Here is a 14,868-nt window from a genome sequence, read left to right on the forward strand (position 1 = left end):
AGAAGACGGCGGCAGGACGCGTTGAGCGTCTGACGTGAAACGCGCCTGGCGAGCCGAACGGCTCGACCGGGCACATTGTTTTTTTGGGGCGTCTTGCTGAAGGCGGGTTCTTGCAGCGAGGCGTCAGAGGTTACGCGCGGGCCGTTTGGTCCGAAGCATTCGAGAGGAACCGTCGCGGTCACTCCGCGGCGGCATGGAACCGACATGGCGAAACGGGATTACTACGACGTTCTGGGCGTTGCGAAGAACGCGAGCGACGACGAGATCAAGAAGGCGTATCGCAAGCTCGCGATGAAGTATCACCCTGACCGCAACCCGGACAACAAGAAGGCGGAAGAGAACTTCAAGGAGGCGAAGGAAGCCTACGAGATGCTCTCCGACCAGCAAAAGCGCGCCGCGTACGATCAGTACGGTCACGCGGGCGTCGATCCGAACATGGCGGGCGCGGGCGCGCAAGGCTTCGGCGGCTTTGCCGATGCGTTCGGCGATATCTTCGGCGACATCTTCGGGCAGGCCGCGGGCGGTGCTGCGCGCGGCGGCCGCGGCGGTCCGCAGGTGTATCGCGGCGCGGACTTGCGCTACAGCATGGAGATCACGCTGGAGCAGGCCGCGCACGGTTACGACACGCAGATCCGCGTGCCGAGCTGGGTCAACTGCAACGTCTGCCACGGCTCGGGCGCGAAGCCCGGCACGAAGCCGGAAACCTGCCCGACGTGTCATGGCCAGGGCCAGGTTCGGATGTCGCAGGGCTTCTTCAGCATCCAGCAGACGTGCCCGAAGTGTCACGGCAGCGGCACCTACGTTCCCGACCCGTGCGGCAACTGCCACGGCGCGGGCAAGGTGAAGGAAACGAAGACGCTGGAAGTGAAGATTCCGGCGGGCATCGACGACGGCATGCGCATCCGTTCCGCTGGCAACGGCGAGCCGGGCATCAACGGCGGACCGAGCGGCGACTTGTACGTGGAAATCCACATCAAGCAGCACCCGGTGTTCGAGCGCGACGGCGACGACCTGCATTGCCAGATGCCGATTCCGTTCACCACGGCGGCGCTGGGCGGCGAGATCGAAGTGCCGACGCTCGCGGGACGCGCGAGCTTCACCGTGCCCGAAGGCACGCAGTCGGGCAAGACGTTCCGCCTGCGCGGCAAGGGCATCAAGGGCTTGCGTTCGAGCATCGCGGGCGATCTCTACGTGCACGTGCAGGTGGAAACGCCGGTTAAGCTCACCGATCAGCAGCGCGATCTGCTGAAGCAATTCGAGAAGTCGCTGACGGAAGGCGGCGCGCGGCATAGCCCGCAGAGCAAAAGCTGGTTCGACCGGGTGAAGAGCTTCTTCGACTGATGCAGTCGATACGAGCATTGCCATGAAGATCGAAGCACGCAGCGCGGTGTTCGCGCTGCTCGACGATTGCGACGCGACCGCCGAAAGGCGGTCGAGTCGTTTGTACGCGGACTTTTCGCACGAGCATGTGTGCGAGGACGGGCGCGAACTCGATGCGGTCTGCGCCGCCGTCGAACGCGATCTGACAAGCGGACTGCATGCAGTCGTCGTCGCGGATTACGAGTTCGGGCGCAACCTTCAGTTCGGCAGCATCGGGCGCGGCGGCGATCACGCGCTGCGCGTGCTCATGTTCCGCTCGTGCGCGCTGCTGTCACGCGATGAGGCGAGCGAATGGCTGGCGTCGCAGGATGCGGAAAGCGCCGAGCCTTCGGTCGCGGGCGTGGGCGGCATCCAGCCGAGCATCACGCGCGACGAATTCGACCGCGCGATTGCTGCCATCAAGCAGGCGCTGGAAGAAGGCGAGTCGTATCAGGTCAACTACACGTTCCGGCTGAATTTCGATGTTTTCGGTTCGCCGCTCGCGCTGTATCGACGGCTGCGGGAGCGGCAGCCCGTCAGGTACGGCGCTTTCATCGCGTTGCCGGATGGGCGCGCGGTCGTGTCGTGCTCGCCGGAGCTTTTCGTCGAGAAGCATGGCGACGTGCTGCGCGCAAAGCCGATGAAAGGCACCGCGCCGCGCGACTCGGACCCCGCCGTGCTGCGCTGCGATCCGAAGAATCGCGCGGAGAACGTGATGATCGTCGACTTGCTGCGCAACGACCTCTCGCGTGTCGCGACGACGGGCTCCGTGCATGTGCCGGCGCTTTTTTCCGTGGAGCCGTACGCGTCGGTCTGGCAGATGACTTCGACCGTCGAGGCGCGCGTGGCGCCCGACACGTCGTTCGCCGCGATCGTGCGGGCGCTGTTTCCGTGCGGATCGATTACCGGCGCGCCGAAGTACCGCACGATGCAACTCATCGATCAGATCGAAAGCACGCCGCGCGGGCTTTATACCGGCGCAATCGGCTGGCTCGATAGGAGCGGCGATTTCTGCCTCTCCGTCGCCATCCGTACGCTGGTGATCGACGCGGACCAGCAGCGCGGCTTGCTTGGCATCGGCGCGGGCATCGTGCTGGATAGCATCGCCGAGAGCGAGTACGAGGAGTGTCTTCTGAAGGCGCGCTTCCTGACCGGCGCGGACCCTGGCTTCGAACTCTTCGAGACGACGTACGCCACGCGGGACGAAGGCGTGCGCCACTACTCGCGTCACGTTGCGCGACTCGAAGCGAGCGCAGCGTATTTGGGCTTCCCCTTCGACAAGCGCGCTCTGAATGCCCAAGTCGCGCAGCAATGCGCGAGCTTCGAAGCGGGCAAGCCGTATCGCTTGCGCATCGTGCTCGACAAGAGCGGACGCCTCGCGCTGACGAGTGCGCCGCTTGCGCCATTGTCGTCGGATACGGTGGATGTGCTGCTCGCCGCGGACCGAGGCTTCGCGCCGCAATCATCCGCCGATGTATTGCTTCGCCACAAAACGACGCGCCGCGCCGACTACGACCGCGCGTGGAAAGCCGCCGAAGTCGAAGGCGCGTTCGACGTGCTGTTCACGAACGAGCGCGGCGAACTGACCGAAGGCGGCCGTTCGAGCGTGTTCGTGAAGCTGGACGGAAAGTGGTGGACGCCGCCCTTAAGCGCAGGCGTGTTGCCGGGCGTCATGCGGGCGGTGCTGATGGACGAACTCGGCGCGTCGGAACGCACGCTGACCGTGCGAGACATCGACCGCGCCGAAGGTTTGCTTCTCAGCAATGCGCTGCGCGGCGCGGTCGAGGCAAGGCTCAAACGCTAAAGCCGATCACCACTCCGCGACGCTGCCATCCGCGTGACGCCACACCGGATTGCGCCAGCGGTGCCCGACCTTCGCCATCTCGCGCACCTTCTCCTCGTTGACTTCGATGCCGAGTCCCGGCCCTTGCGGGATCGACACCATCCCGTCGTCGTACTTGAAGACTTCGGGATTCTTGATGTAGTCGAGCAGATCGTTGCCCGTGTTGTAGTGAATGCCGAGACTCTGTTCCTGAATGAACGCGTTGTAGCTGACGGCATCGATTTGCAGACACGTGGCGAGCGCAATCGGGCCGAGCGGGCAATGCAGCGCGAGCGCGACATCGTACGCTTCCGCCATCGACGCGATCTTGCGGCACTCCGTCAGCCCGCCCGCGTGCGACGCGTCCGGCTGAATGATATCGACATAGCCGCCCGCGAGAATGTGCTTGAAGTCCCAGCGCGAATACAGCCGCTCACCGAGCGCAATCGGCGTGCTCGTCTGATTGACGATATCGCGCAGTGCCTCGACGTTCTCAGAGAGCACCGGCTCCTCGATGAACATCAGCTTGAACGGATCGAGTTCTCTCGCCAGCACCTTCGCCATCGGCTTGTGCACGCGGCCATGGAAGTCCACGCCGATGCCGACGTTCGGGCCGACCGCCTCGCGCACGGCCCGAACGTTGTCGATCACGCCTTGCACCTTGTCGAACGTGTCGATCATCTGCAATTCTTCGGAGCCGTTCATCTTCACGGCCTTGAAGCCGCGTTCGACGACCGCGCGCGCGTTGTTCGCGACATCGCTCGGACGATCGCCGCCGATCCACGAATACACCTTGATCTTGTCGCGGACCTGGCCGCCGAGCAGCGCGTGAATCGGCACGCCGTGATGCTTGCCGAGAATGTCCCACAGCGCCTGATCGACGCCCGCGATCGCGCTCATGCCGATCGGGCCGCCGCGATAGAAGCCCGCGCGATACATCACTTGCCACAAGTCTTCGATATGGCGCGGGTCCTTGCCGATCAGATAGTCCGCGAGTTCGTCGACGGCGGCGGCCACCGTGTGCGCGCGGCCTTCGACGACGGGCTCGCCCCAGCCGGTGATGCCTTCGTCGGTTTCGATCTTGAGGAAGCACCAGCGCGGCGGAACGATGAAGGTTTCGAGTTTCGTGATTTTCATGTGAGCGTCTCCTGCAAGGGTCTCCATAGTAGCAAAAAGCGGCGCGTCTGGTCGTATTAATAGTACTATTGGCGGCAGAGCGCTTTGGGCGTCGCAGGTGTTCGAGCATAATCACGCCCGAATCAACGAGACCGACTAGGAGCGAATCATTCACCGCGATTTGCATGGCCGCGTGGCGCACGAACTGGGCATGGCTATTCTGCGGGGCGACTTCCCGCCCGGCTCGCCGTTGCCTCGCGAGGCGGATCTGATTGAACGCTTCGGCGTGAGCCGCACCGTGCTGCGCGAGGCGCTGCGCACGCTCACATCGAAAGGGCTCGTCGAATCGCGGCCGAAGGTGGGCACGCGGGTGCGCCCGAAGGACGCGTGGAATCTGCTCGACGCCGACATGCTCGACTGGTACTCGCGGGTCGCGCCGCCCATGCTCTTTGCGCTGAAGCTCCAGGAAATGCGCGAGATGATCGAGCCGTATGCGGCCGCGCTCGCCGCCGGCAATCACGAGCCGAGCACGCTGGAACGGCTGGAACGCGCGCATCGCGCGATGACGGAAGCGCGCAACGTCGACGAATGGGTGCGCGCCGACCTCGACTTTCACTTATGCGTGCTGGCCGCTTGCAGCAACGAGTTGCTGGTGCCGCTTGGCGCGTTGATCGCCCGCACGCTCGAAGGCCAGTTGCGCCTGAATGCGAAGCGCGCCGACGTCTTCAACGCGTCGCTGGCCGAACATACGGCGGTGTTCGATGCCATCGCCGCTCGCGACGCCGCCGCCGCTCGGCGCGCGATGGCCGATCTGCTCGGCGTGACACGCGACCGTATCGAAGGCTGACGGCAGGCGAAAAAAAACGCGCGGCGACGAGAATCGCAGCGCGCTTGCTTTGTCGCTGAATCAGCGATCAGGAATGCTTTTCGATCAGCTCGACCTTGTAGCCGTCCGGATCTTCCACGAACGCGATCACCGTCTTGCCGCCCTTCACGGGACCGGCTTCGCGCGTGACCTTGCCGCCCGCTTCGCGGATGCGGTCGCACGCCTCGGCCGCGTTATTCACTTCGAGCGCGATATGGCCGTAAGCCGTGCCCATCTCGTACTTTTCGACGCCCCAGTTGTACGTCAGTTCGAGCACGCTGTTCTCGCTCTCGTCGCCGTAGCCGACGAACGCGAGCGTGTACTTGTATTCCGGGTTCTCGCTCTGGCGCAGCACTTTCATGCCGAGAATACGCGTATAGAAATCGATGGAACGCTGCAGGTCGCCGACGCGCAGCATCGTGTGGAGGAGTCGCATGGTGGGGGTCCTGTTGTATGAACGGCGGCGCAAAGCCGCGATTGCGGGGTATGCGAAATTGTACCGTTCGCCCAGAACGCGTGCTTACAGCGTCGGCAGCAGGTCCGGCGGATGGTGCTTCAACGTATGCCGCGCCTCGCGGAACTCCGGAAAGATGGATTCGACGGTGCGCCAGAAACGCGGGCTGTGGTTCATCTCGCGCAAGTGCGCAAGCTCGTGCGCGACCACGTAATCGATGATCCACACCGGAAAGTGAATGAGCCGCCAGTTCAGGCGAATCTTGCCGTCGCTCGAACAACTGCCCCAGCGGGTCGCCGCCGACGACAACGCGTACGCGCGAAATTCGACGCCCAGCTTCTGCGCATACACCGCGAGCCGCTCGCCGAAGATGCGCTTGGCTTCGCTTTGCAGCCAGTTCTGCACGCGGTCCTTGATCTGCTGCGCGTCGGCGAGCGCGGGCAGGGCGAGCGCCAGCACGTTGGTCTCGGCATCGAAGGAAAGCGCGCTCGCGGCCGCGTTCAGCGACACGCGAATCGTCTTGCCGAGAAACGGAAACTCCGCGCCGTCCTTCCATTCGATGCGCGGCAGCGCGCGTTCCTCGACGCGCGTTTGCCATTCGGCCAGCTTGCGCAGAATCCAGCTTTGCTTGTCGACGATGGCGCTTTCGATATCCGCGATCGTCACCCAGCGCGGCGCGGTGATCGTGAGTCCGGTCGCGTCGATGCAAAAGCCGATGGTCCGGCGCGCCGACCGCTTGAAGCGGTAATCCAGCGCGCGCGCGCCGAGCACGATGCGCCGCAGCCGCACGCCTTCGGGCAGCGGCGCAGGCTTGGCGGTCGGCTCGGAAGAGGGAAGCTCGCCGCGCAGCGGCGCGGGCGCGGCGGCGGGCGCATGCTCGAACGGAAGATCGAGTTGCAGTGTATCGAGCGCGACGGCGGGGCGCTGTCGCGAGGGAGTCTTCTGCATCGGCTCGGCTTTGCGCTCGCGGCGCAGGAATGACGACAGGAACGAATAAGGCACGCCGCGGCTCTGACTTTCGAGTGCGAGGCCGCGTCAGCGGCCCGCGCCCGCAGCGCCGGCCCGATGCGGCTCACTGCCCGGCGCGGCATACGCGAGCGGATCGATACGGCGCATCTCCGTTTCGATCCAGCTCTCGACGCGCGCATTCACTTCTTCGGGCGAGAGTCCGGCGGTATCGATGGGCTTGCCGATCGACACCGTGACTATACCCGGATATTTCATGAACGAATTGCGCGGCCAGACGTGCCCGGCGTTATGCGCGATCGGCACGACAGGCGCGCCCGTGGCCACCGCGAAGCGCGCGCCGCCCGTCTTGTACTTGCCTTGCGCGCCGACGCGTGTGCGCGTGCCTTCCGGAAACATGATGACCCACGCGCCTTCGTCCATGCGCGCGCGGCCTTGGCGCGTGACCGAGGCGAATGCGTCGCGGCCCTGGGAGCGGTCGATGTGCACCATCTTCAGGAGACCGAGCGCCCAGCCGAAAAACGGCACGTACAGCAACTCGCGCTTGAACACATAGCAGAGCGGGCGCGGCATCAGCGCCGGAAACGCGAGCGTTTCCCATGCGGATTGATGTTTCGACAGAAGCACGGCGGGGCCATTCGGCAGGTTCTCCATGCCTTCTATCGTGTAGCGAATGCCGACGAGATACCGCAGCACGACGATCGTCGATTTGCACCAGCCCGCCGCCATCCAGTAGCGGTTGTGCGCGCGCATGAACGGAAACGCGATGAAGCAGGCGGTCGCGTACGGCACCGTGTACACGACGAAGTACAGCATCAACAGCAGAGAACGGATGAAGCGCATGAAGTCCTGGCGGTACGTGGCAGAGCGAAAGAGCGGTCAGTCGTGGTGCCGCGCGAGAAAGTCGAGCGCGAACGCGCGCAGGTCCTTGTGAACCTCCGTGCCTTCGGGCAAGTTGCCTTGCGCGAGCGTTTTTTCGCCCTTGCCGGTCAGCACGAGATGCACCGGAAAGCCGAGCGCCGCGCCCGCCTGAAGATCGCGCAGGGCATCGCCGACGACGGGCGTGTCTTCCGGATCGATCTCGAAACGGTCGATGATCTGCTGCAGCATGCCGGGCTTCGGCTTTCTGCAATCGCACTCGTCTTCGGCCGTATGCGGACAGAAGAAGATTGCGTCGATGCGTCCGCCGACCGCCGCCGCCGCGCGGTTCATCTTCTGATGCATGGCGTTGAGCGCGGCCATGTCGAACAGACCGCGCCCGATGCCCGACTGGTTCGACGCGATCGCCACGCGGTAGCCCGCCTGATTCAGCCGCGCGATGGCTTCGAGGCTGCCGGGAATGGCGACCCATTCGTCCGGCGACTTGATGAACGCGTCCGAATCGACGTTGATGACGCCGTCGCGGTCCAGAATCACGAGTCGTCTGTTCATGACTTACGCCGCGAGCTTGGAGATGTCGGCCACGCAGTTCATCTGCTGATGCAGCGCGCCGAGCAGGGCGAGGCGGTTGTTTCTGAGCGCCGCGTCTTCCGCGTTCACCATCACGTCGTTGAAGAACGTATCGACGCTCTCGCGCAGCGCGGCAAGCGCGCTCAACGCTTCCGTGTAATTGCGCGCGGCGAGCTGGCTTTGCACGCGCGGCGTCACGCTTTGAATCTGCGCGTACAGATTCTTCTCGGCCGGTTCCACGAGCAGTTCCGGATTCACCGACGAAGGCGCGCCTTGCTCGGACTTCTTGAGGATGTTCGTGATGCGCTTGTTGGCCGCTGCGAGCGATGCCGCTTCCGGCAGCGCCGCGAATTCGCGCACGGCGTCCAGCCGCGCGACGATATCGTCGAGACGCGTCGGATTCAGGCTGAGAACGGCCTCGATGTCGTTGGCTTCGAAGCCGCGTTCGCGCAAGAGGCCACGCAGACGGTCGAGGAAGAATGCATAGACGGCTTCGGTCGAATCCGCGACTTGCGGCATGCCGGCGAACTGGCGCTGCGCGGCGGCGACGAGATCGCGCAGGTCGACCGGCAGCTTCTTTTCGAGCAGGATGCGCAGCACGCCGAGCGCATGACGGCGCAGCGCGAACGGGTCCTTCTCGCCCGTCGGCGCGAGACCGATGCCCCAGATGCCGACGATCGTTTCGAGCTTGTCCGCGAGCGCGACCGCCGAGCCGACGCCCGTGGACGGCGTGTCGTCGCCGGAGAAGCGCGGCTGGTAATGCTCCGAGCACGCGAGCGCGACTTCTTCGGGCTCGCCGTCGTGGCGCGCGTAGTAGGTGCCCATCGTGCCTTGCAGCTCGGGGAATTCGCCGACCATGTCGGTCAGCAAGTCGGCCTTCGCAAGACGCGCCGCGCGGCGCGTGAGCGCGGCATCGACGCCGACCATCGGCGCAATTTCGCCCGCGAGCGCTTCGAGACGCTGTACGCGTTCGAGCGTCGAGCCGAGCTTGTTGTGATAGACCACGTTGGCAAGCAGCGGCACGCGCTCTTCGAGGCGCTTCTTCTTGTCCTGCGTGAAGAAGAACTTCGCATCCGCGAGACGCGGACGCACCACGCGCTCGTTGCCCTCGATGATCTCGGCAGGCGTTTGCGTATCGATGTTCGACACGATCAGGAAACGCGAGCGCAGCTTGCCGTTCTGGTCCGTGAGCGCGAAATACTTCTGGTTCGTCTGCATCGTGAGGATGAGACACTCCTGCGGCACTTGCAGGAACTCCTCGTCGAAGCGGCACTGATACACGACCGGCCATTCGACGAGCGCGTTCACTTCGTCGAGCAGCGACTCCGGCATCACGACGCGGTCTTCGCCTGCGAACGCCTGCAATTGCGTGCGGATGGATTCGCGGCGGTCATCGAAATTTGCGACGACATGCGCCTTCGTGCGCAGCGTTTCCGAGTAGTCGTCGGCGCTCGGAATCGCGATAAAGCCGTGCGACAGAAAGCGATGGCCGATGGTCGTATCGCCCGCATCGACGCCGAGCGCGCTCACCGGCACGACATTGCGGCCGTGCATGGCGACAAGGCGCTGCACCGGACGCACGAACTGCACGTTGGTGCCGTCCGGACGCTGATACGTCATGACCTTCGGGATCGGCAGCTTGGTCAGCGTTTCGTCGAGCGCGGCTTGCAGGCCGTCGGCGAGCGTCGCGCCGGGCGCCGCATAGCGCAGGAAGAACGCCTCGGCCTTGCCGTCCTGCGCGCGTTCGAGCTCCGCGAGCGGGAAGTCGGGGAAGCCGAGCGCGGCGAGTTTCTTCGCGAGCGGCGGCGTGGGATTGCCTTCCTTGTCGAGCGCGACCGAGACCGGCAGCACTTTTTCGCGGACCTGCTTCTCGGGCGCGACATCGCGCACGTTGCGGATCAACACGGCGAGGCGGCGCGGCGTCGCGTACTGTTCGAACGATACGGCGCCTTCGATCAGATCGCGGGCGGCGAGCCGCTCGACGATGCCTTCGGCGAACGCGGTGCCGAGACGCGCGAGGGCTTTCGGCGGAAGTTCTTCGGTGAGCAGCTCGACGAGCAGGGAAGCGTGATTGGATTGCGTCATTGTTCTGTCTTGCCTCGTCAAACCTGATCGTTGTTGCGCGTTTCGCCCGGCGGCGCGCTTTCCACCTTCAGCGGCGGCGCCCAGGCCGGACGCGCGGCTTCCTGCTGATCGGTGACGAGCTCCGCGGCGGCGTGCACCGGATTGCCTAGCATCGGGAAGCCGAGACTTTCGCGGGAATCGTAATAAGCCTGCGCGACGAGACGCGACAACGCCCGAATGCGGCCGATATACGCCGCGCGCTCGGTCACGGAAATCGCGCCGCGCGCATCGAGCAGATTGAACGTATGGCCGGCCTTCAGCACGAGTTCATACGCGGGCAGCGCGAGCTTCGCCTCGATCATCTTCTTGGCTTCGGCTTCGTAGCTGTTGAAGAAGTTGAAGAGCAGATCGACGTTCGCGTGCTCGAAGTTGTAGGTGGACTGCTCGACTTCGTTCTGGTGATAGACGTCGCCGTAAGTCAGGCGGCGCAGCACCTTGCCGTTCGGGCCGTCTTCTTCCCATTCGGTCCAGACGAGGTCGTACACGTTCTCCACTTTCTGCAAATACATGGCGAGGCGTTCGAGACCGTACGTGATCTCGCCGAGCACCGGCTTGCAGTCGAGGCCGCCTACCTGCTGGAAGTACGTGAACTGCGTCACTTCCATGCCGTTGAGCCACACTTCCCAGCCGAGTCCCCATGCGCCGAGCGTCGGGTTCTCCCAGTCGTCTTCGACGAAGCGCACGTCGTTCTGCTTCAGATCGAAGCCGAGTGCTTCGAGCGAGCCGAGATACAGATCGAGGATGTTTTCGGGCGCGGGCTTGAGCACGACCTGATACTGATAGTAGTGCTGCAGGCGGTTGGGGTTCTCGCCATAGCGGCCGTCCTTCGGGCGGCGCGACGGCTGCACGTAGGCCGCGCGCCACGGCTCGGGACCGATCGCGCGCAGGAAGGTGTGCACGTGCGAGGTGCCCGCGCCGACTTCCATGTCGATGGGCTGGAGAAGCGCGCAGCCCTTGTCGTTCCAATAGGACTGCAGCGTCAGGATGATTTGCTGAAAGGTGAGCATGGTTGCCTTTGATACGGACCGGGCGCGCGCCGATAAAACGCGCGGCTCCGAGGCTCGGCCGAAGTGCTAAAACCTTGAATTTTAGCTGGAACGCGGGACCGGCGGGACTTTTTGGGAGTGAGGGCGCTTGACCGGGCTGCGCGCCTGTGCGTCATTGCAGCCCGTGTTGCGCGCCAGAGTCGCGTTGCGATACACGCGTCAGACGCGGCGCTTCTTCCCCGGCGCAAACGCAAACCCGACCGCCAGCAACAGCAGCGACACGACGATCACCGTCGCATTCCCGCTCGTCACATACGGCGTGCGTCCCGAGGTGCCCTGCACGCGCGCTTCGAGCACGCCGGTCGTAAATGTCGGCAGACGCGACACGACATCGCCGTTCGCCGCGATCACGGCCGTCATGCCCGTGTTCGTCGCCCGGAGCGTCGGGCGGCCGGTTTCGATCGAACGCATGCGCGCGATCTGCAAATGCTGATCGAGCGCGATGGTGTTGCCGAACCACGCGAGATTCGTCGAGTTGACGAGAATGCCGGCGGGCGTTTCCTGTTCGCGCAGCGTGCGCGCAATCTCTTCGCCGAAGATGTCCTCGTAGCAAACATCGACGGCGACCGGCTGGTTATGCACGAAGAACGGCTTCTGCGTGACTGGGCCGCGCGCGAGATCGCCGAGCGGAATGCCCATCAGGTTCACGAACCAGTGGAAGCCGAGCGGCACGAATTCGCCGAACGGCACGAGATGATGCTTGTCGTAGCGATACACATCGTTCACGCCCGGCGTGATGCCGAAGAGGCTGTTCGTGAAATCGGTCGGGCGCCCGTCCGGCTGAATCGTGACGCCGATCGCGCCGAAGAGAATCGACGAATGCGTGCTGTCCGCGAAACTGCGGATCGCGCTCGCGAATGCCGGCGGCACCTGAACGGCCAGCACAGGCAGCGCCGTCTCCGGCGTGACGATCAGATCGGCCGGCTTCTCGGTGATGAGCCGCTTGTACAGCGCAAGCGATTCGTCGACGCCCGCCTGCTCGAACTTCATCTCCTGCTTTACATTGCCTTGAAGCAGACGCACGTCGAGCGGCGCGTTGGCAGGCGTGGTCCATTGCACGAGCGACAGCAGCATGCCGGCGACGATCAGCGCAAGCGCCGTCAATGCGGGCGCGAGCGCGCGCCGCCGCATTCCGCGAAACGCGACCACCGCCTGCACGATGCATGCAGCCACGAGCGCGAGCACCCATGCGACGCCATACACGCCGGCAACCGCGCCGAAGCCGGCGAGCGGGCCGTCCACTTGCGCATAGCCGCTCGCGAGCCACGGAAAGCCGGTGAATACGAGTCCGCGCAGCCATTCGCCCAGCGCCCAGGCGCTTGCGAACGCGAACGCGCCGTGCCAGGTGGGCGCAAAGCGAGGCGATGCGTCGATCTCGCGGGCGATGGCGGCGTCTTCGTCGCCGAAGCGGGCGCGTCCCGCGACGAGCGACCAGACGAGGCTCGACAACGCCGGATACACCGCGAGATAAAGCGAAAACAGCGCGACCGCGGCGGCGGCGAGCGGCGCGGCCATGCCGCCGTAGTCGTGCATGCTCACATACAGCCACCAGACGCCCGTAACGAAGTTCCCGAAGCCGAAGGCCCAGCCGGTTGCCGCCGCGCTTTTCCAGCCGTTCGTGCGCGACAGCCACGCAAAGAAGCACGCGAAGATGACGAGTTCGATCCAGCCGCCGTGCGGCGTCGGCGCGAAAGACAGCGTGTTCGCCGCGCCGAGCACGGCCGCGACGAGGTAATGCCAGAACGGGAGGGCACGCGGCGCAGCCGAAGCTGACGCGTCGCGGTGACGCGAAAGGGAGCGAAACGGTGAATCGGCCATGGATTGCTAGGTCGGCGGAGGCGAAAGTATTCGTGAAGCGGTGGGCGGCGCGCGGGCCGCAGGTCAGTCGCGCAGCTCGCTCTCGTCGTCGCCGGGCTGACGCGGTTGCTGCGTGAGATTGGGCACGCGCCGCACGAGCAGCACGTGAACCTGGCGGGCGTCGCCGCGAAGAATCTCGAACGCGAAGTCGTCGATGCGCACCTTCTCGCCACGATGTGGCACGCGCCCGAAGCGGTGCGTGACGAGCCCGCCGATGGTGTCGACTTCCTCGTCGGAGAAGTCGGTGCCGAATTCTTCGTTGAACTGTTGAATGCCCGTCAGCGCGCGCACGCGGAACTTGCCGTCCGGCGACGCGATGATATTGCCGGTTTCCTCGTCGAAGTCGTATTCGTCCTCGATGTCGCCGACGATCTGCTCCAGCACGTCCTCGATGGTGATGAGGCCCGCGACGCCGCCGTATTCATCGACGACGATCGCGATGTGATTGCGGTTCACGCGAAAGTCGTGCAGCAGCACGTTGAGACGCTTCGACTCGGGGATGAACACGGCGGGGCGCAGCATGCCGCGCACGTCGAACTCTTCCTCGGCGTAATAGCGCAGCAGGTCTTTCGCGAGCAGCACGCCGATGACGTTGTCGCGGTTGCCCTCGTACACCGGATAGCGCGAGTGCGCTTTTTCCAGCACGAAGGGAATGAATTCGGCGGGTGTTTCCGCGATGTTGATGGCGTCCATCTGGGCGCGCGGAATCATGATGTCGCGCGCGCAGAGATCGGACACCTGAAAGACGCCTTCGATCATCGAAAGCGAATCGGCGTCGAGCAGGTTTCGCTCGTGGGCGTCCTGCAGCACTTCGAGAAGCTCGTCGCGCGACTCGGGTTCGTGCGAGATGAAATCGGTCAGACGCTCCAGCAGCGAGCGTTTTTCCTGCGGTTTGTCGGCGTGGCGTCGACTGGGATAGGGTTCGTTCATAGCGGAGCGCCCGGGAAGACCCGGGCGCGAATTAACAGAAACTTAAGCATACACCAAGGTAAAACGCGGCCTGCGTGGTGCGGCGCGCTTAGCGAAACGCTCCACGATGCTAGCCGATCGATATGCAAAATAGGTGTCAGGCGGGCATCGTTAGCCGATCGGCCGACCCCTTTTTTATTCCGCGAGAAGCTCACTCGCTGCCCTGGCAACGTCGCAGCAGCGCCTCGAGCGCGCGGTCCGGCATGCCGCTTTCCCGCAAGGCTTCTACCGTGCGGCTCACGTAATCGAGCGTGGTGCCGTATCGACCGCTCGCGCAGCCGAACACTGTGCGGATGACCGGATCGGCCAGCTTGCCCGTGTACGACGTGGCATCGCGGCGCATGACGAACGCGAGCGCCTGCACGCGCCGTCCGTCGATCAGCGTGCACGGCAGCCACGCCGGGCGGTAAGAGGCCATGGCCATTTCGCGTCGCCACAGGACGTCCAGATGCTCCTCCGTGTCCGGCCCGCCGAGCCGGAACGCCATGCCGGTGCAGGAGCCGCCGCGATCGAGCGCGAGCACCAGGCCCGGCTGCTCCGGCGTGCCGCGATTGACGCGCGACCACAGATACAGCCCGCGATGATAGCCATGCACTTTGCCGCGCACCGCCTCGAGCGTCGGCAGACCGGGATTCCAGATGAGCGAGCCATAGCCGAAGAGCCACAGGTCCGACGTGCGGTCCCAATGCAAAAGCGCCGCTTCGCGCGATGCGGCGAGTTCCTCATCGGTGAGAAGCGGCGTCTCAAGTAGCGCGGGCGGATAGTCCGGGCGAGGCTGCGGCGGATCGAGCGGCGGGCTCTCGATAGCGGGCGTGGACTCGGGTGTCTTGTCGTTCACGGT

The 14,868-nt window shown here is 64.7% G+C and carries 13 protein-coding genes; 3 read left to right on the forward strand and 10 right to left on the reverse strand.

Annotated features, from left to right (window positions below):
• Positions 1–204 precede the first annotated feature (204 nt).
• Positions 205–1,341: a molecular chaperone DnaJ gene (gene dnaJ, locus LDZ26_RS01890; RefSeq protein WP_244847928.1), complete on the forward strand. Its 1,137-nt coding sequence runs from the start codon at positions 205–207 to the stop codon at positions 1,339–1,341.
• 22 nt (positions 1,342–1,363) lie between these two features.
• Positions 1,364–3,163 carry an aminodeoxychorismate synthase component I gene (pabB, locus tag LDZ26_RS01895; protein WP_244847929.1) on the forward strand — a complete coding sequence of 600 codons (1,800 nt, stop codon included), beginning with the start codon at positions 1,364–1,366 and terminating at the stop codon, positions 3,161–3,163.
• Positions 3,164–3,169: 6 nt separating this feature from the next.
• Here pabB and dgoD read toward each other — a convergent pair whose 3' ends face one another.
• Positions 3,170–4,318, reverse strand: a complete 1,149-nt coding sequence (dgoD, locus tag LDZ26_RS01900; protein ID WP_175939507.1) for a galactonate dehydratase — start codon at positions 4,316–4,318, stop codon at positions 3,170–3,172.
• Positions 4,319–4,463: 145 nt separating this feature from the next.
• Here dgoD and LDZ26_RS01905 point away from each other — a divergent pair, with 145 nt between their 5' ends.
• Positions 4,464–5,144, forward strand: coding sequence for a FadR/GntR family transcriptional regulator (locus LDZ26_RS01905; RefSeq protein ID WP_244848823.1), 681 nt, complete (start codon positions 4,464–4,466; stop codon positions 5,142–5,144).
• 67 nt (positions 5,145–5,211) lie between these two features.
• On the opposite strand, the gene gloA is transcribed toward LDZ26_RS01905, so the two are convergent.
• The 9 genes from gloA to LDZ26_RS01950 all read right to left on the reverse strand — a co-directional run bounded on the left by gloA (position 5,212) and on the right by LDZ26_RS01950 (position 14,865).
• Positions 5,212–5,598, reverse strand: coding sequence for a lactoylglutathione lyase (gene gloA / locus LDZ26_RS01910; protein ID WP_244847930.1), 387 nt, complete (start codon positions 5,596–5,598; stop codon positions 5,212–5,214).
• Between the two features lie 84 nt (positions 5,599–5,682).
• Complete coding sequence (locus LDZ26_RS01915; RefSeq protein ID WP_244847931.1) at positions 5,683–6,564, reverse strand: M48 family metallopeptidase; 882 nt, start codon at positions 6,562–6,564, stop codon at positions 5,683–5,685.
• An 87-nt stretch (positions 6,565–6,651) separates the two neighbouring features.
• Positions 6,652–7,425, reverse strand: coding sequence for a 1-acyl-sn-glycerol-3-phosphate acyltransferase (locus LDZ26_RS01920; RefSeq protein WP_244847932.1), 774 nt, complete (start codon positions 7,423–7,425; stop codon positions 6,652–6,654).
• A 36-nt stretch (positions 7,426–7,461) separates the two neighbouring features.
• A complete protein-coding gene (gene gmhB, locus LDZ26_RS01925; RefSeq protein WP_244847933.1) occupies positions 7,462–8,013 on the reverse strand; it encodes a D-glycero-beta-D-manno-heptose 1,7-bisphosphate 7-phosphatase in 552 nt (183 codons plus the stop codon).
• 3 nt (positions 8,014–8,016) lie between these two features.
• Positions 8,017–10,116 carry a glycine--tRNA ligase subunit beta gene (gene glyS, locus LDZ26_RS01930; protein WP_244847934.1) on the reverse strand — a complete coding sequence of 700 codons (2,100 nt, stop codon included), beginning with the start codon at positions 10,114–10,116 and terminating at the stop codon, positions 8,017–8,019.
• A 17-nt stretch (positions 10,117–10,133) separates the two neighbouring features.
• A complete protein-coding gene (glyQ, locus tag LDZ26_RS01935; RefSeq protein WP_175939512.1) occupies positions 10,134–11,162 on the reverse strand; it encodes a glycine--tRNA ligase subunit alpha in 1,029 nt (342 codons plus the stop codon).
• Positions 11,163–11,360: 198 nt separating this feature from the next.
• Positions 11,361–13,019 (reverse strand): apolipoprotein N-acyltransferase, encoded by a 1,659-nt coding sequence (gene lnt / locus LDZ26_RS01940; RefSeq protein ID WP_244847935.1) that lies wholly within the window; start codon positions 13,017–13,019, stop codon positions 11,361–11,363.
• A gap of 63 nt (positions 13,020–13,082) precedes the next feature.
• Positions 13,083–13,988, reverse strand: a complete 906-nt coding sequence (locus tag LDZ26_RS01945; RefSeq protein ID WP_244847936.1) for an HlyC/CorC family transporter — start codon at positions 13,986–13,988, stop codon at positions 13,083–13,085.
• Positions 13,989–14,178: 190 nt separating this feature from the next.
• On the reverse strand, positions 14,179–14,865 hold the full coding sequence (locus LDZ26_RS01950; protein WP_370650626.1) for a gamma-glutamylcyclotransferase: 687 nt from the start codon (positions 14,863–14,865) through the stop codon (positions 14,179–14,181).
• Between the last annotated feature and the right edge of the window lie 3 nt (positions 14,866–14,868).

Source organism: Caballeronia sp. SL2Y3, assembly GCF_022879575.1.
Lineage (GTDB): Bacteria > Pseudomonadota > Gammaproteobacteria > Burkholderiales > Burkholderiaceae > Caballeronia.

Excerpts from the sequence above, each read along its gene's own strand:
- dnaJ (WP_244847928.1), top strand. The coding sequence starts at position 205 with ATGGCGAAACGGGATTACTACGACGTTCTGGGCGTTGCGAAGAACGCG.
- pabB (WP_244847929.1), top strand. The coding sequence starts at position 1,364 with ATGAAGATCGAAGCACGCAGCGCGGTGTTCGCGCTGCTCGACGATTGC.
- dgoD (WP_175939507.1), bottom strand. The coding sequence starts at position 4,318 with ATGAAAATCACGAAACTCGAAACCTTCATCGTTCCGCCGCGCTGGTGC.
- gloA (WP_244847930.1), bottom strand. The coding sequence starts at position 5,598 with ATGCGACTCCTCCACACGATGCTGCGCGTCGGCGACCTGCAGCGTTCC.
- LDZ26_RS01915 (WP_244847931.1), bottom strand. The coding sequence starts at position 6,564 with ATGCAGAAGACTCCCTCGCGACAGCGCCCCGCCGTCGCGCTCGATACA.
- LDZ26_RS01920 (WP_244847932.1), bottom strand. The coding sequence starts at position 7,425 with ATGCGCTTCATCCGTTCTCTGCTGTTGATGCTGTACTTCGTCGTGTAC.
- gmhB (WP_244847933.1), bottom strand. The coding sequence starts at position 8,013 with ATGAACAGACGACTCGTGATTCTGGACCGCGACGGCGTCATCAACGTC.
- glyS (WP_244847934.1), bottom strand. The coding sequence starts at position 10,116 with ATGACGCAATCCAATCACGCTTCCCTGCTCGTCGAGCTGCTCACCGAA.
- glyQ (WP_175939512.1), bottom strand. The coding sequence starts at position 11,162 with ATGCTCACCTTTCAGCAAATCATCCTGACGCTGCAGTCCTATTGGAAC.
- lnt (WP_244847935.1), bottom strand. The coding sequence starts at position 13,019 with ATGGCCGATTCACCGTTTCGCTCCCTTTCGCGTCACCGCGACGCGTCA.
- LDZ26_RS01945 (WP_244847936.1), bottom strand. The coding sequence starts at position 13,988 with ATGAACGAACCCTATCCCAGTCGACGCCACGCCGACAAACCGCAGGAA.